Annotated in this window: 20 protein-coding genes; 3 read left to right on the forward strand and 17 right to left on the reverse strand. The window is 38.2% G+C overall.

All coding sequences use genetic code 11. The annotated features are described in order from the left end of the window. Nucleotides 1-68 precede the first annotated feature (68 nt). Nucleotides 69-539, reverse strand: a complete 471-nt coding sequence (locus tag AC1VS3_RS03360; RefSeq protein ID WP_481275516.1) for a RidA family protein — start codon at nucleotides 537-539, stop codon at nucleotides 69-71. 13 nt (nucleotides 540-552) lie between these two features. After that, nucleotides 553-1809, reverse strand: a complete 1257-nt coding sequence (locus AC1VS3_RS03365) for a hemolysin family protein (protein ID WP_008688810.1) — start codon at nucleotides 1807-1809, stop codon at nucleotides 553-555. 381 nt (nucleotides 1810-2190) lie between these two features. Between AC1VS3_RS03365 and AC1VS3_RS03370 the strand changes: the two genes are divergently transcribed. Further along, the gene (locus AC1VS3_RS03370; RefSeq protein WP_008688812.1) at nucleotides 2191-2436 is read left to right on the forward strand and encodes a DUF3892 domain-containing protein; all 246 of its coding nucleotides are present in this window, start codon (nucleotides 2191-2193) and stop codon (nucleotides 2434-2436) included. A 25-nt stretch (nucleotides 2437-2461) separates the two neighbouring features. Here the strand turns inward: AC1VS3_RS03370 and AC1VS3_RS03375 are convergent, their stop codons facing one another. The 3 genes from AC1VS3_RS03375 to rdgB form a co-directional block, all read right to left on the reverse strand. Next, nucleotides 2462-2968 (reverse strand): hypothetical protein, encoded by a 507-nt coding sequence (locus AC1VS3_RS03375; protein ID WP_226906226.1) that lies wholly within the window; start codon nucleotides 2966-2968, stop codon nucleotides 2462-2464. Nucleotides 2969-3039: 71 nt separating this feature from the next. Then, nucleotides 3040-3549, reverse strand: a complete 510-nt coding sequence (locus AC1VS3_RS03380) for a tRNA (cytidine(34)-2'-O)-methyltransferase (RefSeq protein WP_008688815.1) — start codon at nucleotides 3547-3549, stop codon at nucleotides 3040-3042. Between the two features lies 1 nt (nucleotide 3550). After that, entirely contained in the window at nucleotides 3551-5809 is a 2259-nt protein-coding gene (gene rdgB / locus AC1VS3_RS03385) for an RdgB/HAM1 family non-canonical purine NTP pyrophosphatase (RefSeq protein WP_008688817.1), read from the reverse strand. A gap of 51 nt (nucleotides 5810-5860) precedes the next feature. Here rdgB and AC1VS3_RS03390 point away from each other — a divergent pair, with 51 nt between their 5' ends. Beyond that, entirely contained in the window at nucleotides 5861-6724 is an 864-nt protein-coding gene (locus tag AC1VS3_RS03390; protein WP_008688819.1) for a choline/ethanolamine kinase family protein, read from the forward strand. Between the two features lie 107 nt (nucleotides 6725-6831). On the opposite strand, the gene AC1VS3_RS03395 is transcribed toward AC1VS3_RS03390, so the two are convergent. Continuing rightward, nucleotides 6832-7851, reverse strand: coding sequence for a LacI family DNA-binding transcriptional regulator (locus tag AC1VS3_RS03395; RefSeq protein WP_008688821.1), 1020 nt, complete (start codon nucleotides 7849-7851; stop codon nucleotides 6832-6834). 37 nt (nucleotides 7852-7888) lie between these two features. Then, nucleotides 7889-8761, reverse strand: coding sequence for an HAD family hydrolase (locus AC1VS3_RS03400; RefSeq protein ID WP_226896919.1), 873 nt, complete (start codon nucleotides 8759-8761; stop codon nucleotides 7889-7891). A gap of 133 nt (nucleotides 8762-8894) precedes the next feature. On the opposite strand from AC1VS3_RS03400, the gene bcp reads away from it, so the two are divergent. After that, a complete protein-coding gene (bcp, locus tag AC1VS3_RS03405) occupies nucleotides 8895-9368 on the forward strand; it encodes a thioredoxin-dependent thiol peroxidase (RefSeq protein ID WP_008688826.1) in 474 nt (157 codons plus the stop codon). A 96-nt stretch (nucleotides 9369-9464) separates the two neighbouring features. Here the strand turns inward: bcp and AC1VS3_RS03410 are convergent, their stop codons facing one another. The 10 genes from AC1VS3_RS03410 to AC1VS3_RS03455 all read right to left on the reverse strand — a co-directional run bounded on the left by AC1VS3_RS03410 (nucleotide 9465) and on the right by AC1VS3_RS03455 (nucleotide 19750). Further along, a complete protein-coding gene (locus tag AC1VS3_RS03410) occupies nucleotides 9465-9707 on the reverse strand; it encodes a PRC-barrel domain-containing protein (RefSeq protein WP_008688827.1) in 243 nt (80 codons plus the stop codon). Between the two features lie 44 nt (nucleotides 9708-9751). Beyond that, a complete protein-coding gene (locus tag AC1VS3_RS03415) occupies nucleotides 9752-10531 on the reverse strand; it encodes a SigB/SigF/SigG family RNA polymerase sigma factor (RefSeq protein WP_008688829.1) in 780 nt (259 codons plus the stop codon). 545 nt (nucleotides 10532-11076) lie between these two features. Next, nucleotides 11077-11973: a glycyl-radical enzyme activating protein gene (locus AC1VS3_RS03420; RefSeq protein WP_008688831.1), complete on the reverse strand. Its 897-nt coding sequence runs from the start codon at nucleotides 11971-11973 to the stop codon at nucleotides 11077-11079. Next, nucleotides 11966-14236 carry a pyruvate formate lyase family protein gene (locus AC1VS3_RS03425; protein ID WP_008688833.1) on the reverse strand — a complete coding sequence of 757 codons (2271 nt, stop codon included), beginning with the start codon at nucleotides 14234-14236 and terminating at the stop codon, nucleotides 11966-11968. The genes AC1VS3_RS03420 and AC1VS3_RS03425 overlap by 8 nt, the downstream gene beginning before the upstream one ends. A gap of 16 nt (nucleotides 14237-14252) precedes the next feature. Further along, nucleotides 14253-15002 (reverse strand): N-acetylmannosamine-6-phosphate 2-epimerase, encoded by a 750-nt coding sequence (locus AC1VS3_RS03430; protein ID WP_008688836.1) that lies wholly within the window; start codon nucleotides 15000-15002, stop codon nucleotides 14253-14255. 267 nt (nucleotides 15003-15269) lie between these two features. Beyond that, entirely contained in the window at nucleotides 15270-15986 is a 717-nt protein-coding gene (gene sigK / locus AC1VS3_RS03435; RefSeq protein ID WP_008688838.1) for an RNA polymerase sporulation sigma factor SigK, read from the reverse strand. Further along, complete coding sequence (locus AC1VS3_RS03440) at nucleotides 15986-16723, reverse strand: sigma-E processing peptidase SpoIIGA (RefSeq protein ID WP_008688839.1); 738 nt, start codon at nucleotides 16721-16723, stop codon at nucleotides 15986-15988. Before AC1VS3_RS03440 ends, sigK begins: the two co-directional genes overlap by 1 nt. Before the next feature lie 167 nt (nucleotides 16724-16890). Then, nucleotides 16891-18081, reverse strand: a complete 1191-nt coding sequence (locus tag AC1VS3_RS03445; protein WP_008688842.1) for a coenzyme F420-0:L-glutamate ligase — start codon at nucleotides 18079-18081, stop codon at nucleotides 16891-16893. A gap of 57 nt (nucleotides 18082-18138) precedes the next feature. Further along, nucleotides 18139-18624, reverse strand: coding sequence for a metallophosphoesterase family protein (locus AC1VS3_RS03450; protein WP_008688843.1), 486 nt, complete (start codon nucleotides 18622-18624; stop codon nucleotides 18139-18141). A 157-nt stretch (nucleotides 18625-18781) separates the two neighbouring features. Further along, a complete protein-coding gene (locus AC1VS3_RS03455; RefSeq protein ID WP_008688846.1) occupies nucleotides 18782-19750 on the reverse strand; it encodes a GerMN domain-containing protein in 969 nt (322 codons plus the stop codon). Between the last annotated feature and the right edge of the window lie 191 nt (nucleotides 19751-19941).

Raw genomic sequence — 19941 nt, forward strand, 5'->3', positions numbered from 1 at the left:
AATCTTGATCCTTCAAAAATCAAGATTCCCTAATGTTTACAATACCTATATGATACGACATATACCAATTAGTCGCAGCAGCCCCCAACACAGCCACCGCCACAGCTTGAGCATCCGCTTTGCTGCGCTGCCAACTGCTGTTCATAAACCAAAGTATCAATTACGATACATTCAATTTCTAATTTTACATCCTTAGGCAGACGTGCTACTTGTACACAGCTTCTTGCTGGATATGGTTCTTCTAAGTATGAACCATACACTTCATTCAGCTTATCAAAATCGTTTAGATCACTGACAAAAATTGTTGTTTTCACGATATGTTTATAATCAAGTCCCATATCATTTAAAACAGCCTTAATATTCTTCATAACCTGATGTGTCTGTTCTTCAATAGTAGTACCTTCGACTTCACCGGTTTCTGGATTCAAAGGAATTTGTCCTGATAAATAAACGAAATCACCCAACTTTACCGCTGGAGAATAAGGTCCTAATGCTTTTGGAGCCGTTTCTGGCTTAAATGCTTTTAAAAAGATATTCATGCTATGTAACCTCCTAGTCTAGCAATTCATCGTCATCATTTAATGACTTTATCTGTAACTCAAGTCTGGCAGCCATGCCATCCTTGGTATCCAGTACCTTGATCTCAAGATTTTCAAATTCAAGTTCACGACCTTTGCGTACCTTGCGATGCGCATTTAATTCATATATCCAAGCCGCAAAACTTCTGGCCTTGGTGATTGGGGCATCCTGATCATCGACATATTTATCGAAGAAATCGATCAAATTTACTTTCCCATCAATCACGAATGTGTGATGTCCAATTTCCACTACATGATTTGGCAAAGGGTCATATTCATCGTAGATTTCTCCAACCAGTTCTTCCAAGACATCTTCCAACGTTACAATACCAACATATACATGGGATGTTTGTGATTCTTCAACGATTGCCATATGCTCTCGCGACTTTTGAATATTTTCTAATACATCCGGCAGTTTTTTACGTTGAGTGACAAAGATTGGTTCCTGCATCATATCTTTTATGACGATTTCCCGCTCTTCTAATAAGGCATCTAAAACATCACGAACGCGTAAGATTCCCACGACCTCTAAGGTCTCATAAGAAATCACCGGTAATCGTGATAATTTATGATCCTTCAGCACCGCTTTTAACTGCTCATAAGTTGCATTATCATACAAGAAGACAACCTGATCTTTCGGCACCATGATATCACGAACATTTTTATCATCAAATTCGATGACACTTTCGATCAATTCACGCTCTTCCTGTTCCAGAACTCCTTCCTGCTCAATCGTTGAAACGATTTCCAGCAGTTCATCTTCCGTAGCTGTAACATTCTCAATGTCCATCTTCTTTTCCCAATGTCCTTCCAAAGATTCAACCACAAAAGAAATCGGGCGAAAGATCGTCACCATTACCGATAATGGTTTCGCAACCAAGAGCACAAAGGATTCTGCCTTTGCCTTTGCTACGATTTTAGGGGCAATTTCGCCAAACACTAAAATCAGAATAGTCATCACAGCCGTTGCCAAAGCAACACCGCTGGTGCCAAAGATATCGGTCAATAATGCTGTAGCCAATGAAGTAGCTAAAATGTTCACTACATTGTTTCCAATTAAGATTGTAGTGATCACCGCTGTAAAGTTCTTAGAAATAGTATAAGCTGTTTTGGCTTTTTTATTGCCGCTTTTCGCCATCTGTTTCAAACGTATCATATTCACACTGGAATATGCAGTTTCCGTAGATGAGAAAATAGCTGATAAAGCAATCAAAGCCACTAATGCAATCATGAGGCATATTCGCGATCCGTCCAAGTATAACCACTCCCTATTGTAATGTCGATTCGCATTTGCTCTTAAGTATAAGAGGTAAGAGGCATGGAACATCCTCTTACTATGGTAACTATTATAGCGTAAATTTAAAAAAATTCAATCACAATGCCTGTTTTCCTTAGGAATTCGCCTATCTTTCTCTTTTATTTTCTTTGCGATAACCACATTTTATCTTTTTATGGTACCGCTAATCTAGAAACATGTTTGCCTTTTTGAAAGGTGAAGAACTTATATAGGGAAAACCATAGTCAAAACGCTATCGTTTCCAGTTTTTCTCAAGGTTATTTCCAGTATAATTCGACATGTGAGGCTCACAATAATGACAGGAGGTAAGTAAAAATGAAAAAATCAAAAAACAGTGAAAGAACACGTTTCGTAGCTGCCCGTCGTAACTCTGATGGAACCTTAAGTGAGTTTAAAGACGAAAATGGCAATGTTTACGATTACGAACAGGCATTAGAGGCTGTTGAACAAGGTATGATTGAAAATGCCCTGCCTTTTACCGGCCGTGATGGTGCACGTCATATCCGTGGCGTCAACGATGGAGACAAATCAACCAACCTACGTAATCTAAAAGAATTCTAAGCAAAAAGAACATATGGCTAACGATTTATGCCGTATGTTCTTTTTCTTCAATGCAAAGATAACTTAACGCATGACGATAATAAAGGATGCGTCGATATAAATGATAAAACAAAACCCCTGTTATCAAAATACTACCTACAAGGAGAAAAGCTCCCAACATTCGTATATAAAGAATAGCTTGCGCAAGTGAAGATGCCCGAAGTCCCAACATGACACACCCAAACATGACGCAGATTTCCATGATTAGTACCAACAAAGTGATGCCGGTTATTTTTTTTCGTTCTAAAATGGGAAAACCTATTATCAGCATGAGAAGTACTAGTATTTCTAACGGTTGCACACAGGATAACATGCATCCTAGAATGCGCAGAATGGACATATTGGCAAGCGATATTAATTCTAGGACTAGCCTGGAAAGATACGTATAAGATAGCATGGGATCATCCAACATAGCATAAAGTGCATCATACGATTGCAAAGATAACAACCGCACACTGATATACACATAAGGTAATACTAAAAGCAACAGCAAACAAAGGAGTATAAGAAAAAACAGATGATATCGTTTTTTTCTTGTATCCACAAAATGATCCAGCCATTCCATTACTGACTCAGCCAGTCCTCTCCCTTAATAACCTCCACCGGGCTTAATCCTGGATAATCCAGCTGACGCAACACTTCATATATGATAATGGCGGCACAGTTGCTTAAATTAAGGCTTCGCGCATTGGCCACCATAGGCAGTCGCATACAATGATCCAATTGTTTGGCTAAAATCGCTTTTGGAATTCCTGTACTCTCCTTACCTAATACTAAATAAATATCGCCTTCACATTGTGTAAAATCAATCTGGCTAGGCGCCTGTTTGCCATAACGGGTCATATAATAATAGTTATTACTAGGATTTTGTTTCGTGAAGTCGTCCCAATTTTCATATAAGCGATAAACCAATTTCTTCATATAATCCATGCCTGCTCTGCGTAAATGGGCTTCATCCAAAGAAAAGCCAAGGGGCTGTATCAGGTGAAGTTTGGTATTGGTAGCCATACAGGTGCGCATCATATTCCCAGTGTTCTGCGGAATTTCCGGTTCATATAAAACTAAGTGCAGCATATTAATTATCTCCTTCCAGATAAGCAAGCAATTGTGCTAAAGCACGGCCGCGATGAGAAACGGCATTCTTTTTTTCTTCAGATACATTCGCCAATGTTGTCTGATATGGTGGATAATAAAAAATCGGATCGTAGCCAAAACCTTTTGCCCCTTCCATATGATCAGCCACCAAACCTTCAACGATCCCGGTAAATACTTGCTCTTTCCCATCTTCATCAACATAGGCAATCGCACAGACAAATTGACAGCCTTTATCTGCAACATGTTTACATTGATCGATAATATATTGATTCTTAACATCATAAGAAGTATCCCTTCCCATGAAACGGGCACTGTAAACACCTGGTTCTCCATGCATGGCATTCACAGCCAGACCACTGTCATCGGCAATTACAGCAATGTGGTATCGCTCATAGATGGCTCTTGCTTTTATCAAAGCATTTTCCTGAAAGGTCGTCCCGGTTTCTTCAATATCAATAGGCTCGTTAAGATCCAACAAACTTTTGATGTGATACCCCAATGGCTCTAACATCGCCTTAAATTCTTCGACTTTATGAGCGTTGCTTGTCGCAATCATCATTTCTTTCATATCTTTCAGCTCCTTTATATAAGTAAGTTCTTTATTCATAAACCAACGTCTTGGCAAGGTTTGTCGCGCATTGTACAAGATCAGTTGATAGCCAAACTGTCCATGATCATAACCAACATCAACTAAGCCATAACAAAATAATTCCTTTTGATTTGCGATGCCTTTACAAAAGGCAAAGGATAAGAGTTTTTTCTTTTCTTCTTGCGTGATCCAACAATCTGTAAAGCGATGTGGTTTCTGTTTAAAGCGTTTATAATAAGATCGTAGCAAGACAGCATCGATCGCTTGTTTGGACTGTTGTAAAATTGGATAAAAACAGGAAAACAGTTCATGTGGCTGATAAGGATGCGATAGTTTTTGATATTGTTCACCTAATGCCATGAATAAATCAAAAGGATTTTGATACCAGCCTAGCTCTAAGATTGCTTGTATACTATCTTTGGCGATGCCGCTATTCCAAAACTTTTCTACAGCATCGCCACAGGCATGCAACTGTTTCAATTCTTTTGTACTCAGCCATGAAGTAGCCACAACATCATAAGGTGCTGTTGTTTGGGCCTGTAACCCATAAGAAGAACTTTCCTTTTTTAACTTGGTACCCTTTAACAACTTTAAGATGCCCAACTGTACCTCGCTTGCCTGTAAGGCAAACAACGTATTAAAACTTTGTCGAAAGGTTGGCAAATCTTCATAAGGCAAGCCGGCAATCAAGTCCACATGCAGAATACAGCCGGCTTCACGCATTCGTTTAATGACTTGATGCAAACGTTCATTGTTTTGGATACGGCCTACGCTCTGTAAAGTTTTCGCATGAAACGATTGGACACCGATTTCAAAGCGAAATCTTGTTACATCTGCTTCTTTGGTGAAAAATTCCAATAACTCTTCACTTAATGTTTCTGCAACCACTTCAAATTGAAAAATCTGATTCTTACAATTTTGATTGATATAACGTGCAATACGCAAAGCTCGTTTAGGATCGGCATTAAAGGTACGATCTAAAAGCTTAACCTGCTTGACATCACTATTGGCGATTTGTTTAAGAATCTCCATAACATAGTCGATTGAAAACATACGGACACAACGATCCGCAGAGCTTAAACAATAGCTACAGCCATAGGGGCAACCACGACTCGTTTCCAAATAGAAATAACGATTTGCCATCTGCTGGCTATCCATAGCTAAAAAATATGGATTCGCTAATGTTTCCAACCACGACAATGCAACGCGTTGATAGTTTTTATTGGGAAATGCCTTTGTATAAATTCCCTCTACCTCATGAGGACTTTCTTCTTCCAGCATTGCTATATATTCCCAGACGCTTTTTTCACCTTCTCCGATGCTGATGGCATCTACGCCTTGCTCAAGCAAATCATAAGACTCATAACTCACTTCTGGACCGCCAACAAGAATATGCAAGTCAGGCTTTGTTTCCTTTAATAATCGTATGACAGCTTTGATGATTTCGATATTCCAAATATAACAGCTGAAACAGACAACTTCCACCTGCATAGATAAAATATCTTGTACAATATGTAGCGGATCATCCTTGATGACATATTCTTTCAAAAGCACATCCTCGCGATGCTCACATGCCACATACAGCCATCGCAATGCCAAATTTTTATGTATATATTTTGCATTACAGGTTGTAAGCAATGTTTTTTTCACATATCCACCTTCTTCGTCTACTTATTTTAACAAATTTCACGTAAATATGCTATGATTATACAGGTGATTCCTGTGAAAGATAATAATTTCCTCGACGCATTGTTTTTTGACCCTGATTTACAACTCAAAGACATGCAGAAAGGCTTAACAAATAAAAACTACCTGTTAACATTGGATGGTGAAGAATATGTTTTACGTATCCCTTTTGCCGATGCCGCAAACGTTGTTGACCGCCATCATGAAACACTTGCTTTACAAGCATTAAAAGATAGTGACATTGATGTAGATACCATATATTATGATGAAGTCAGTGGCTATAAAGTTACCCGTTATTTAAAAGATGTGGTAACCTATGAAGAATGCATATATGAGGATAAGATAGAACGTGTGGCCGCCCTAATGAAACGATTTCATGGATTGCACACCACCATTGGTGTTTCCTTTGACCCCATTGGACGTTATGTACAATATGCTCGTCACGTTAAACACCAGCCCTTTGCATTTCCTATGTTAAATGATCTCATCAAAGAGCTGCAGCACATGAAACGTACGCAGGTGTTATGTCATAATGATTGGGTAAGTGGCAACATTCTTTTTACGCCCGCTAAAACTTATCTCATCGATTATGAATATGCCGCTGATAACGACCCTTTATTTGATGTCATGTCCTTTTTAAGTGAAAATAACATCCAAGATGAAACGTTGCGCGAACGCTTTTATGCTGTTTATTTTGATACCATGGACGATCAGCTGCGTAAGGATTTGTTATGCTTTGAAGCATTTGAAGATGTGTTATGGTGTCATTGGGCCTTAATGATGTTTGAAAGTCGTCAAGATCCTGTTTATATGCACATAGCAAAAGCTAAAGCACAAGGCTATAATAACGTTATTAACAAATGGAAAGCTTATCAATAAAAAAAGCCATTCTACTGTTTACTTTACTGTAAACGTATATAGATGGCTTTTTCTATTGCTATAGAACATTTAGTCTTACGATAAGCATTCATGCTGTTTATAAAAAGTTATCGCACACTGTCTCCTTCTTGAAGGTAAAACATATTTTTTTGTTGGGGTATCGCTTTTTTTTCAATCAGCGCTTGTACTGCCGCAAAAACATCCTGTGCAAATACGTGATAATCATATACCACACTGGTCATGACTGGACTCATGATACGCGTAAGGTCCTGACCGCCAAAGCTAACCACAGAAACATTCTGAGGAACGCTAATATGATATTCTTGCACATACTTAGCAAAAGGAATCGCCAAAGCATCGTCCTGCAAAATCAATAAATCGAGTTGTTCGGCAAATAATTCCTTAATTCTGGCATAAGTATCCAAATAGCTGCCATCACTGATCTTAACCGCAAAATCGTGTGGTTGCTTCACTTCACGATAAGCCTCTTTTATACCTTCCATATGTAAGTTGGCCAACTGTACATTACTACCCAGGTAGCGAATCATCAAATGCTGCTTCTGCATCAGATACTTGCCTAACACTTCAGCAGCCTGTGTTTCAGGGATAGTAACACTAGTAATTCCTTCCCCTTTCGCACACAAATAAATGATTGGAATAGCCGTTGTTCGCATCTGTTTTTGAATAAATTCAACACTGGAACAGCTCATAACAAGAATCGCATCCATATTATTGACGATACAGGAAGTTAAATACGTTTCTTCCAGATCTTCCCGATTCTGTGTGAAATATACCTGCAGCAGACATCCCTGCGTATATAGCTCCTTACAGATCGCATCAAGTATCTCACGTGTTCTAGGCAACATCACCTGATCACACAATAAGGCGATACGATAGCCTCTGTTAACAGTGCTCTGTTTTTTTAGGACGCGTTTTTTCTTTTCTATTTTTACTTCTTCTTCGACTGCTTTCTTCATAGCTTTTGCGACATAGCCCGTTTCTTCGATGGCTTTAGCAATGCGAAGCGCAATATCCTCTTTGACGTTTTCATCTTTTAAATAACGGGATACAGTAGCTTTTGATACTTCAGCAAGAGCTGCCACATCCGCAAGAGTAGCTTTTTTCATCATCTTTTCCTCACTTCATTTCTATTGGTATTTTACCTTACTTTTCTTGAATTGACAAGGTTTCCAACAGCTGCTCCAAAATATCAGCAACGCCATCTTCCTCATTTGTATAACGGCTGATATAAGCAGCTGCCTTTTGGATGTAGCTATGTCCGTTCTTCATCGCAATACTGTTGGGAAATTCTTCAATCATACTAAGATCATTCAAGGAATCCCCAATGACCAAAACATCCTCTTTCGCAATGCCTTTTTCCTTACAAAAAGCCGCAAGTGCAATGCCTTTTTGGGCTGTTTTTTGCGTCACTTCAATATTATCTTCTATCGAATTGGTCACATGCAACGCCTGACATGCCTGTAATTCACTGCGTGCTTTTTCTAAATTCTGCGATAAACCGCCAAAAGCTTCCATCTTATATACAGGTATCTCTTCGCTCAAAAATGCAGAAATATCCTTTACTTCTCTGGCATAGCGACAAAACCCTGATTCATCCTTCATTTTCATAGCAATCCCCTCATCCAATCCCTGCTGTTGTAAATGCTCTAAAAAAGCTTTTACACAACGTTTTTCATCAGAGGTGATCGTTCCTATACCGGTAAACATATGATAGCAAATATCATACTTTTGAAAAATGGCATCTACCAAGCGGATATGCTCCTTTTTCATCGTTACTTCATAGAGTGCTTTCCCCTTTGCATCCGTAATCAAAGCCCCATTCAGCAGCAAATACTCACAATCTGGCAATACGTGTTCAAACATAGGAATAACACTTTGTGCCATTCTTCCGGTTGCCACCATAAATTGAATACCTTGTTCTGCTAATTTGGGCAATACTGCTTTACTTTTATCCGATAAGCCATGGTTGCCATCTAATAAGGTGCCATCTAAATCACAGGCAATTAATTTCATCATTTCTACCTACTTTCTTACTGGATATAGTGTATCATTAATATCCTGGTTTCGCCAATCTTTCATGCAAATTAATTGCTCCACTTCTTATTCATCGCGTATAATAAAATCATGAGATGAGAAAGGATGTATGATGATGTTAGAAATTGGAACTACGGCCATTGATTTTACCCTGCCGGATGAACAAGGCAATTTGATCAGTCTTCATTCCTTTAAAGGAAAAAAAATTGTATTATACTTTTATCCAAAAGATAATACCCCTGGATGCAGCAAGCAAGCCTGCGCCTTTAAAGCTGCTTATGATGTTTATAAAAGAAACGATATTATCGTTATCGGTATCAGTAAGGATTCTTCACGCTCGCATTTACGTTTTAAAGAGAAATACGATTTGCCTTTTATTTTATTATCCGATGAGGAACATAAAGTCATTGAAGCATATGATGTCTGGAAAGAGAAAAAACTATATGGTAAAACCTATATGGGCATTACGCGCAGTACCTATGTAATTGATGAAGAAGGCACGATCATCAAAACCTTTGAAAAAGCAAATCCTGCAACAAATGCACAGGATATCCTAGAGTATCTAGCGCAATTATCAAATGAGCAATAATCAACAAAAATAAGACTAACAAACAAAGAAAGAGGTCATAACCACATCTTCGATGATGCTCATATTCATCTTCGATGTATGGTTATATCCTCTTTTTTATGAAAAGCGAACAAGAATCACATCACCTTCTATGTTTTCTATTTCTTTCACCATGATCTGAATCTGTTCACATTTAAAAAACCACGGCAGCATCTTTTTAACAAATGGCTGCAAAGGCTGAACAAACAACGAATGAATCTCATAGGTACAAGGGTCAAAGCCAAGATCTACAACAAGTCCAACTAAAGAACCATCTGCTATGTTAATGACCTGTTTATTGCATATATCACTAAAGCGCATTTTCTCACCTACCATCAGTATATGAGAAATAACGATTTTGGTGCCTAGATTTCAAATTCTTTTTTAAGTAAGGCAATTGCATTTTTTTCTAGACGCGATACCTGTGCCTGCGAAATACCCAATTCATTGGCGATTTCTGTTTGTGTCTTATCCTGATAATAGCGTTTCTGAATAATATCCTTTTCTTTTCCCTTCAAGTTTCGCATGCTTTTTTTTAATGTCATATAATTCGATAAACGCTCAATTTCGTCCTTGTCATCCTTAATCTGATCCAATAGATACAGCTCATCACCATCCGAATTATAAACAGGTTCAAATATCGATACGACACTTTGCGTAGAATCTAATGCGTCAACAACATCCTTTTCTTTGACCTGTAGTTGTTCAGCCAGCCAATGAATCGTTGGCTCTTTTTGATGTTCATGGATATACTCTTCTTTTAAGCGAAAAACTTTATAGGCCAAATCCTTTAAATGCCGTGATACCCGAATTACTTGATTGTCACGCAGATAGCGTTTGATCTCTCCCATGATCATAGGGACTGCATAAGTGGAAAAACGTACTTCATGTTTTAAATCAAAGTTATCAATGGATTTCACCAGTCCAATGCAGCCAACCTGAAATAAGTCATCCATATTCTCGCAACGATTTGAAAAACGCTGAACGATGGACAACACCAACTTTAAATTCCCCTGTATCAAATCCTCTTTTGCCTGTTCATCCCCACTTTGATACTTTTTAAATAATTCTTTCATCTCCTCGTTGCTTAATACTTTTAAATCAGCCGTATGAATACCACTGATTACTACTTTATAACGACTCATGTAACTTCCACCTTCCTGCTTAAATGACTATACAAGAAGTGTTCCCTTGCCAAGATTTGCTTATGCCAGAATCCTACTGTAAGTAATTGGAAACAGAAAAGACTTGACAATCAAAAAAAAGAGATAGCATGAGGCCCATGAGGTTTATGCAAAAATGCGTTATACATGCTGCACAGATTGTTAGAAATGTAACAGCACAACGTACGTCATCATAATCAGCTAGTAACAAAGCAGCATCGCTTATGAAATAGGGGTTTGGGGTGAAGTAGTCGTTGCTTTATGTGCTTTTCATCAGCCAAAGATCCTGTACTACTTCACGCTAATATGGAAATTTATCATAAAAAAATGAGATATTTTATAGTCATAAAGATGAATGTAAGATAGTAAATGAATTCAAGCAAACCGTAAAAGAAGATATTGAGTAGTATACGTATAGAATAATAAAAAAGATTAACCTCTGTACAATACAGAAATTAATCTTTGCTTTCGTTTCTTTACTTTTAGTGAATATTGAAGCTCATTTCATCATGCTAAGTAGCACTTTTTTATCCACCTATTTGGGCATACATACCTTTTGCCAATGCATAGGCACGATAAGGCTCTAATACTTCATTCGCCATGATTTCGGTAGGAAAAACATATGGCTTTCCCATTTGTTCAGCTTTGCTTTTTCCCAGTGAATGATAGGGCAATAAATGCACGCTCTGCACACCCAATGCATGTAAATAGTCAAGTTCCTGATAAACCAAAGATGCCTCATCATTAAAGCCGGTGATGATCGGCATACGAACGATGACCTTATGAACATCTTGATGTAACAGATAGGCCAAATTGGTTTTTATCAGTTGTCCATTACCATGCGTGAACTGCAGAAGTTTTGCGTCGTCCAGATGTTTAAAGTCATACAGGAATAAGTCAATAAATGGCTCTGCTCGTTGCAAATCAGCCAACGGATAATTTCCTGTTGTTTCCACAGCTGTATGCAGACCTAATGCTTTCGCTTCTTGTAATATTTCGCATAATGATGTTACTTGTACAAATGGTTCACCACCACTAAACGTCACACCGCCATGACTCATATCATAATAATCCTTATCCTTCATGACTTCATGAAGAATTGCCTCGCTTTCCATATCTTCTCCACGCAGCTGCAAAGCATCTTGTAAACACATTTCTACACAGCTTTGACAACCATTACATCTTTGGGCATCGTGGTGAAACCTTCCTTTTTGGAAATGAATAGCTTTTTGTGGACAGCTTTGTTCACATGTATGGCAGCTTACACATTTACGCATATCATGCAAAAGTACCGGTTGACTGCTTTGTGTTTCCGGATTTGCACACCATGGGCAACAAAGTGTACAGCCTTTTAAAAATACCGTTGTACGAATACCAGGGCCATCATGAATAGCGAATCGTTCAATATGGGTAACGCTAATCATATAAGCACCTGCTTAATAATTCATCCTGAATATCTTTCGTCAAATTCACAAATACGGCACTATAGCCTGCTACACGGACGATCAAATCAGGGTATTTCTCAGGATGTTTTTGGGCATCCTCTAAGATACCATGATCCACAACCGTTACCATCAGCTGACAGCCACCTTTATCAAAATATGTCTGAAACAACATTTTGATCTTTTCACGATCTTCTCGAAACATCCGTGGGGTAAATTTGATATTCTGCACACTGCCTCCATGATACTTTGCCTGAAATTTTGCTAACGAATTTAAACAAGCCGTTGGTCCATTCTTGGCAGCCCCACCTTGCGGATTATTTGCCGGATTCATAAACACTCCGGCTTTACGTCCATCTAAACTTGCCCATGTTTGATGTCCCCAATCGGTATTCGTTTGATTATTGGATATAACGATTAAATAATAGCCCAGTCCCTTTTGGATGCCTCTTTGTCGAATGCCTTTTGCAACATATTCATATAAATCATTTGCTAATGCATCACATTCTTTTGCATCATTGCCGTATTTATCTTGCCGCAATAGCTCCTTACGAATATGCTCATAACCATTAAAATCTGCCATCTGCGCCTCATGGAGTTGAGCAAGTGTATACTTTCCTTCCTCATACACCAACTTTTTAATGGCATATAAGGCATCACTGGTATTGATATTGCCATAGGTTTCATTTGTACCACCTAAAATTTCTACACCACCATCCAATAGCGCTTTCTTACGATGAATACAATCATCCATTAAAATTGATGTAAAGAGGAAGGACACTTCTTGATTCATGACTTCATAGGAGTGCAGTTGGGCATCGACACTTAAATCAAAATAATAATCCAACACTTCTTTATAGGTATTGTATAAATCATCAAAGCTTTTAAATTCTTCACAAGGCGGTACGTGTACAGGTCCGGCTTTATATTTTTGATCGTTAGGATCAATGCCTTTATTCAAAGTTATATTCAATAGTTTTAACAGATTCAGCAAGGTATTCGGTGTTCCCACACTTTTCCCTTGAATGACATATTCACCACAGCCAAAAGGTACATACTGCTGGGCAATTGCTTCTTCCACGCGCATGGCATGCATGACAGCCGGCACATTCACATCATCATTATACAAAGTAGGATACGTAGCTCCACTGCCGATACAATCGTATGCCATATCCATGATATCCACTGGCGTATCTTTAGAAAAGCGTAATGTAAACTGTGGTTCTACATATCGTGTATCACGGCAAACGCGTAATGCAATACGGGCAAAGGTATCTGCTTCTTTAGGATGCTCACGTCCTACACCACCGACGATGATACGTCCATTTACCGTCGTACGACGATTTTCAATCATCTTCCATAAAGATTTCAGATAGCGATATGCCTCATCCTCATCAAGTCTTCCTGCATCCAGATCGTTTTGTAAATAAGGACCCAGCACATCATCCATACGTCCATAATTTATAACACCGGCACATAATGCATAGATCCAAAACAGCTGGAGACTTTGATGAAACGTTGTTGGCGGTTGTTCACGAATAAAACGTAAATCGGCTTCCATTAGTTGCAAATCCAGCAAGCGTTGTTTGCTTGCGTTTTGTTTGGCATCCTGTACCAATGCAATTTGTTTGTCGATTACTTTCTGCAATAATTCCATTGCTTCATAACTGGCACACAAAAACGCATTATCTCCTTGTTGGCGAATATCTTTCTTTAATCCTTCGATCCCCTCACGCATTAAGCGTTTATAATTCAACATCATGCCGCTTAAACGAGCCGTTGCCATAAAAGGATAATGGCAGTCAATAAAACGTCCTGTTGTATCCTCCGTTAACACATCCTGACAATAAATAGCTTTGACATCATGCTCTTGCCAATAGTCGTATAAAGCATCTACGCGTTTCTTATCTTCCGTATTCGTTAATTGTTCTTTAAATGCTCTTAGCTTATGAAATACGCAATAATGACCAACACCGCCTATACTTGTTACACTGCCAAACCCAATAGGCAGAAAATCTAAGCGGCCGGCAATTAAATCATCATCTTCAAGAGAGCGAAACAACACCGGAAAAATGGTAGACAGACAACGAATTTCTCTTTCTGCCTTATCAAGTCCTGCGCTATCCTTGTGTGCTTTGGTATAGGCTTCCATGATATTCAGTTGTTCTTCGATACTCTTTTCACAGGGAATCGGTTTGGATACTTCCACATTCTGTGCCCCATCTATATTGATCTTGTGTTTCATGTTCACACTTCCTATCTTAATGTTTTGCTTTTTCAGCCTCTCTCCAATTATCCTGATAGCCACCTAACAAATCTACGAAACGCTTAGCAGTCAAATGCGGACGTGTGATTGCACTTCCTACAACAACGGCATGCGCTCCTAAATATATGCACTTCATCGCATCTTCCGGTGTATACAGATGACCTTCCATCATCATATAAACATCATCCTTAAAATCACGACACATCTTCGCAAACAATCGGTAATCAGCACCTTCAATATGAGCAGTTTCTTTGGTATAGCCATATAACGTCGGTGCAACAATATCCGCACCATGCGCAATCGCATGTGCTGCCTCTTCATAACTTGATACATCCGCAAAGATAATAGCTTCGGGAATTTCCTTTTTCACGATATCCAGCAAATCCCAAGCAATCGTTTTTTCATGTGTGATTTGTTTTGTACAATCCAAAGCAATAATTTCAGCACCAGCTTCCCAAACCGCTTTTGCTGCTTCCAAAGTTGGCGTTATAAAAACATCTGTATCCTCATGCCAAATCTTCCATAAACCAATCATTGGCAAATCAACTTTTTCCTTGATGGCCTTGATTTGTTCCGGTGAATTTGCACGTATTCCGACCGCACCGGCCCATTTGGCAGCTTCTGCCATCTTTACAACGATATCCTCAGTATAAATAGGATCATCCTTTTGTACCTGACAAGATACGATTAATCCGTTTTTAAAGCTTTCCAGCAACGCTTTTTTTCTTTCATCTGTAGTTTTCATAACAATCCTCCTGCATCCTTTTCTTTGCTTTCATTATATTCTTCACGTTGTAGCTTGTCAATCATATTTATTCATATTTATTCTTTTTGAATCATTTTGAATCATTCAAACTTTCTTATTTTACTAGTGACCTGATATGATTCTTCGATTAAGTTAAAAAAGAGCTTCCTATGCGGAAAGCCCTAACATAATATGATAAATTTTGACAGTATTAAGGAAATAGCAACCATTTAGATCATGTATGGTTACAGATTACTTTTACTTACCCTATTCTTGCATACTATGATTCTTTTTCATCTGTACCTTTAATTTTTGAATGATCCGTTTTTCCAAGCGTGAGATATAAGACTGAGAGATTCCCAAGCGTTTCGCGATATCTTTCTGTGTTAACTCTTCGTGCTCAATACCATACCGCATTTGCAAGATTTGACGTTCTCTGTCTTTTAAGGTTGCCATGGCCGCCAATAATTCACGCTTATTTTCTTGCTTCTCAAACTCTTTCGTAACGATATCATCATCTGTTCCTAATATATCAGACAATAACAATTCATTTCCATCATAATCAATATTTAAAGGCTCATCAAAACTTACTTCCACTTTACGACGACTTTTCTTACGTAAAAACATCAGAATTTCATTCTCAATACAACGGGAAGCATATGTTACCAGCTTAATATTTTTATCACGTTTAAATGTATTGACCGCCTTAATCAAACCAATAGAGCCGATACTGATGAGATCTTCCATAAAAATCGGATTGGTTTCATAACGTTTCGCAATATAGACGACCAAGCGTAAATTATGTTCAATTAACTTATTGCGTGCTTCTTCATCACCATTTTCCAAAGCAATCAACGCTGCTAATTCTTCATCTTTCTCTAATGGCTTTGGTAAAACATCACTGCCTTGGATATACCAAACTTGTAAATCATCGCGACTGCCAAACAGCCACTTTAAAAATGTCCAAAGTTTCTTCATTCTCATCACCCCATCGTCATCACTTTCATATTTAACAGCAACTCACTGTGCATAGGCAGTTTCAAATCTTCTTGCAGATGTACGAGTACCTTTCTTTTATGACAACCGTGCAACTTCAATTCACATGTATAGCACGGTAAACTGCTTTCTTCCTGAACTGTCTTCATTACTACTAATTGTATGCGTTCATCCACAAAATATGACAGATAACGACGTTGTAGAAAGACAACCGGTATCCCCTCATGACTAAGCAGATTTCCACTATCCAAATACCCAATAACCTTAAAATGTTTGTTACCTACATAAAGCGTCAAGGGATATAAGCAATTTTTTTCACTAAAGCGTATCCGCCAACGACTTTTACAGAAAAATAGAAATAACAAATACAATAGCCAGCAGGGTATGATTGATGCCTGAATGGGCACAAACCAAAAACCATTATGAAAGCTGCCTTGATAAATAACATAACTTGTTAGCATACAAAGCACACGGAAACAGAAAGCAACTATATATGTTTTTCTAGCATACCGAAAAAGGGTTAGAAAAAAAAGAAGCTCAACAAGTATGACGATGAAAAGACTACCATCTTGCCACAAGCTGACACTCAGCATAGATATTACAGCCGCATAGAAAAGAAGATGCAGATCTTTTAATGGCTGAAACATAGCATAACTAGCAAAAAGCGCCGATAGATACAATAACAAAACACCGTTCAGCCAAGATACCTCAACATAGCTTTCCATCTTCCTCACCTCATGCATATTATAGTCATCCTTGCGTACACATGTTGTCGAGAAATGCTTTATCTGTAAAAACCATTTTCATTAATGTGACACATGTCTCATTAAAAAAAGCATCTCTCTTGTTTTAACAATAGAGATGCCTGATATACAGTATTAGAACATCGTTTTTAGTTTGTAAAATTATCAAAATATCCTTGTACTAATACGATTGGCGTTCCTTTATCACCAGATCCACTCGTCAAATCACATAAAGAGCCAATCAAATCGGTCAATCTTCTAGGCGTTGTACCCTGTGATGCCATATCGCCTTTTAAGTCATCATCTTTTTCTTTAATTTTCGCCTCGATTGCCTTCTGTAAAGCTTCACCTTTCAAGTTCGCAAAATCATTATCCGCCAGATATTTCAGCTTCAACTCATTTGGTGTTCCTTCAAGACCTGCCGTGTATGCAGGTGAAACACATGGATCAGCCAATTCCCAGATCTTACCAACAGGATCTTTAAATGCTCCATCACCATAAACCATAACTTCGATATGTTTATCTGTTAACTTTAACAGCTGACTTTGGATATCTTCTACTAGATCCTGACATTCACGTGGAAACAATTTGACCATATCCTCTGTTGATTTATTAGAGCCTAAAAGACCATAGGAAGTATTATATCCACTACCATCTATAGAGGAAGTCATAATATCATCCAACCCACATACACGTTCAGCACCATTTGCCTTTAAGATGCGTTTCGTACGAGCGCGTGTATGGATATCACATGTTAATACGTTTTTGGTATACTTTAGAATTGTTTTCGCGTTATTAGAGAAGATGATTTCAACCTCTGCACCACATTCACGAATTAGATTACCATAATATTCCACATAATCAATGCCTGTAAAAGGATGTGGATTTTCTCCAAACAGTGAACGATATTTCTCAAGTGACAATACATCACTATAAGGGTTAATACCAGCTTCATCCAGCTGATCCAGGCTTACTAATTCATTACCTACCTCATCACTTGGATAGCTTAACATCAGGACAACTTTTTTAGCGCCTTTTGCAATACCTTTCAAACAAATAGCAAAACGGTTACGTGAAAGAATCGGGAAGATTACCCCAATGGTTTCACCGCCCAGTTTTTGTTTGACATCCTGTGCAATGGCATCTACTGATGCATAGTTTCCTTGTGCTCTGGCAACGATTGATTCTGTAATTGCCACAACATCACGATCACGAAGGGCGAAGCCTTCTGCCTGTGCAGCCTCAACCACACTGTTTACTACGATGCCTGCAAGATCGTCACCCTCACGGATGATAGGACAGCGGACACCTCTTGAAATAGTTCCAACTTTTCTTTCCATAATACCCTAATACCTTTCCTTTGCATTCCGCACAAAAACCGTATCTATGTACGGTCCTTACCAGAAAAACTTGCTTTTCTTCTGTGGGAGAAAAATGAATTCCACATCAACCTGTTCCTCTTGCAGTGTCAATATTGCATAGGATGGCCCTCTGCCATCACGGCTTCTCCATAAAGAACCGGGATTGATCAGACGTATCCCATGAACGACATCATCTGCAGCAACATGCGTGTGTCCGTAGCAAACGATATCACAGTCTTTTGCTTTTGCCGTATCTGCCATTTGTTCCAATCGTTTAATATAAGAAAAATGATGACCATGTGTCATATAGATACGATGACTGCCAGCCGTTATTACACGTTCATCTGGATAATCATAATAAATATCGTTATTCCCCTGTACGACGATATAAGACGGATAGTTTTCCGCATAATCCTCAATATCACCACAATGTAGGTAGGCATCCGCATCCGGATGTTTTTCAACGATCTGTTCCAGAATTCCCTGTTTTCCATGACTGTCGCTTACTACGATAATTTTCATCTTAACCACCTGTTATTAGTATAGCATAAACATGATATTCATGCTATATTTTCTTATGTTTGTTGTCAATACATAACAATTGATTCCTTACCTATATCCAAATGAAAACCAGTCCTGATGGGAAAAAACTGGCTTTTAGCGATTATCCTAATATTTATTAAAAAGCTATTTCATTATAAGATAGATCATATACCGAAACAGCACTTTCCTGCTGTTGTGGCATCACACTGACACCATCTACTTTTACCTGTACTTTATCGACTCCACTTAAAGCGCTTAATGATAAAATCAAAGAATCATACAAATCTTCCTTTACACTTTTATCTGAAGAAAGTAAATTTTTATTGATATCCACGATCAAAGTACCATTAGAAAATTGAAAATTATTTATTTTAACATCGTCCTGATATAGTGGTTGTGATAATTCGCTGCTTGCACTCACATCGCTGATAACTTGTAAAACCCCTTCTTTAATGCTGTCACTTGCATGCATCACACGTTTACTGCGCGGTATCAAAAATTGCTGGCCTTCAATTTTCTTTGCGCAATATACCGTAACACTATCCGAAGTATGCAACGCACTGGTGGCTGTTTCAAAATGATTAATACCGATACCGCGATTCAATACATCGGGAATCGGTGTCTGCGCATTTGGCATACTAGATAATTTTACGCCATTCAATTGTATTTCCAGTTGTTCTACATCATGAAACTGGGTGGCTCCCCACGTTAGCGATTCCAGTACACGTAGTTCATCTTCTTTCTGATAGTTTTTTAAACTATCATCAAAATCCATAACGGCCTTGCCATTAGCAATCATCACCTTTTTCACCGTACACTCTTTAGTAAATAAAGGTAAAAAACCTTTAATATTTTGCTTACCGCTCATATAGGATACCATCAGCTGTAATTTGTCTTCTTCATTCATCTCTTCACTTACAGGAATGCTTAAAGGTACCAGACTATGATCATGATCTTTTAGATACACTTGCATATGTGTACTTTCATCTTGTACAGATAACACTGTTTGTGTATCTTCCGTTCTTGGAAAATAGCGGATTGACAGGTAACTGATCATCGCTATCGCTCCAAATAAAAAAGCCAGCGGTTTCTTATACTTCGGCATTTGATCACCTCTGCTATATTCTATGTATTGCCTTTTTATATAAGAACTGCTTATAGAACTTTCATAAAAAGAATCCAATAAGAAACTATGTAGTAAATCGTCTAAAGATAGATCGATCACCCATAGTTTCTTGCTCTTTTAATGAACTTATTCCCTAATTTGAAAACAACGTATAATATAAAAGTTTATTG

Source organism: Longicatena sp., assembly GCF_982403165.1.

Coding starts and splice junctions, on each gene's coding strand:
- AC1VS3_RS03360 (WP_481275516.1), bottom strand. CDS start 539: ATGAATATCTTTTTAAAAGCATTTAAGCCAGAAACGGCTCCAAAAGCA.
- AC1VS3_RS03365 (WP_008688810.1), bottom strand. CDS start 1,809: ATGATTGCATTAGTGGCTTTGATTGCTTTATCAGCTATTTTCTCATCT.
- AC1VS3_RS03370 (WP_008688812.1), top strand. CDS start 2,191: ATGAAAAAATCAAAAAACAGTGAAAGAACACGTTTCGTAGCTGCCCGT.
- AC1VS3_RS03380 (WP_008688815.1), bottom strand. CDS start 3,549: ATGCTGCACTTAGTTTTATATGAACCGGAAATTCCGCAGAACACTGGG.
- AC1VS3_RS03390 (WP_008688819.1), top strand. CDS start 5,861: ATGATTATACAGGTGATTCCTGTGAAAGATAATAATTTCCTCGACGCA.
- AC1VS3_RS03395 (WP_008688821.1), bottom strand. CDS start 7,851: ATGAAAAAAGCTACTCTTGCGGATGTGGCAGCTCTTGCTGAAGTATCA.
- AC1VS3_RS03400 (WP_226896919.1), bottom strand. CDS start 8,761: ATGATGAAATTAATTGCCTGTGATTTAGATGGCACCTTATTAGATGGC.
- bcp (WP_008688826.1), top strand. CDS start 8,895: ATGTTAGAAATTGGAACTACGGCCATTGATTTTACCCTGCCGGATGAA.
- AC1VS3_RS03410 (WP_008688827.1), bottom strand. CDS start 9,707: ATGCGCTTTAGTGATATATGCAATAAACAGGTCATTAACATAGCAGAT.
- AC1VS3_RS03415 (WP_008688829.1), bottom strand. CDS start 10,531: ATGAGTCGTTATAAAGTAGTAATCAGTGGTATTCATACGGCTGATTTA.
- AC1VS3_RS03420 (WP_008688831.1), bottom strand. CDS start 11,973: ATGATTAGCGTTACCCATATTGAACGATTCGCTATTCATGATGGCCCT.
- AC1VS3_RS03425 (WP_008688833.1), bottom strand. CDS start 14,236: ATGAAACACAAGATCAATATAGATGGGGCACAGAATGTGGAAGTATCC.
- AC1VS3_RS03430 (WP_008688836.1), bottom strand. CDS start 15,002: ATGAAAACTACAGATGAAAGAAAAAAAGCGTTGCTGGAAAGCTTTAAA.
- sigK (WP_008688838.1), bottom strand. CDS start 15,986: ATGAGAATGAAGAAACTTTGGACATTTTTAAAGTGGCTGTTTGGCAGT.
- AC1VS3_RS03440 (WP_008688839.1), bottom strand. CDS start 16,723: ATGGAAAGCTATGTTGAGGTATCTTGGCTGAACGGTGTTTTGTTATTG.
- AC1VS3_RS03445 (WP_008688842.1), bottom strand. CDS start 18,081: ATGGAAAGAAAAGTTGGAACTATTTCAAGAGGTGTCCGCTGTCCTATC.
- AC1VS3_RS03450 (WP_008688843.1), bottom strand. CDS start 18,624: ATGAAAATTATCGTAGTAAGCGACAGTCATGGAAAACAGGGAATTCTG.
- AC1VS3_RS03455 (WP_008688846.1), bottom strand. CDS start 19,750: ATGCCGAAGTATAAGAAACCGCTGGCTTTTTTATTTGGAGCGATAGCG.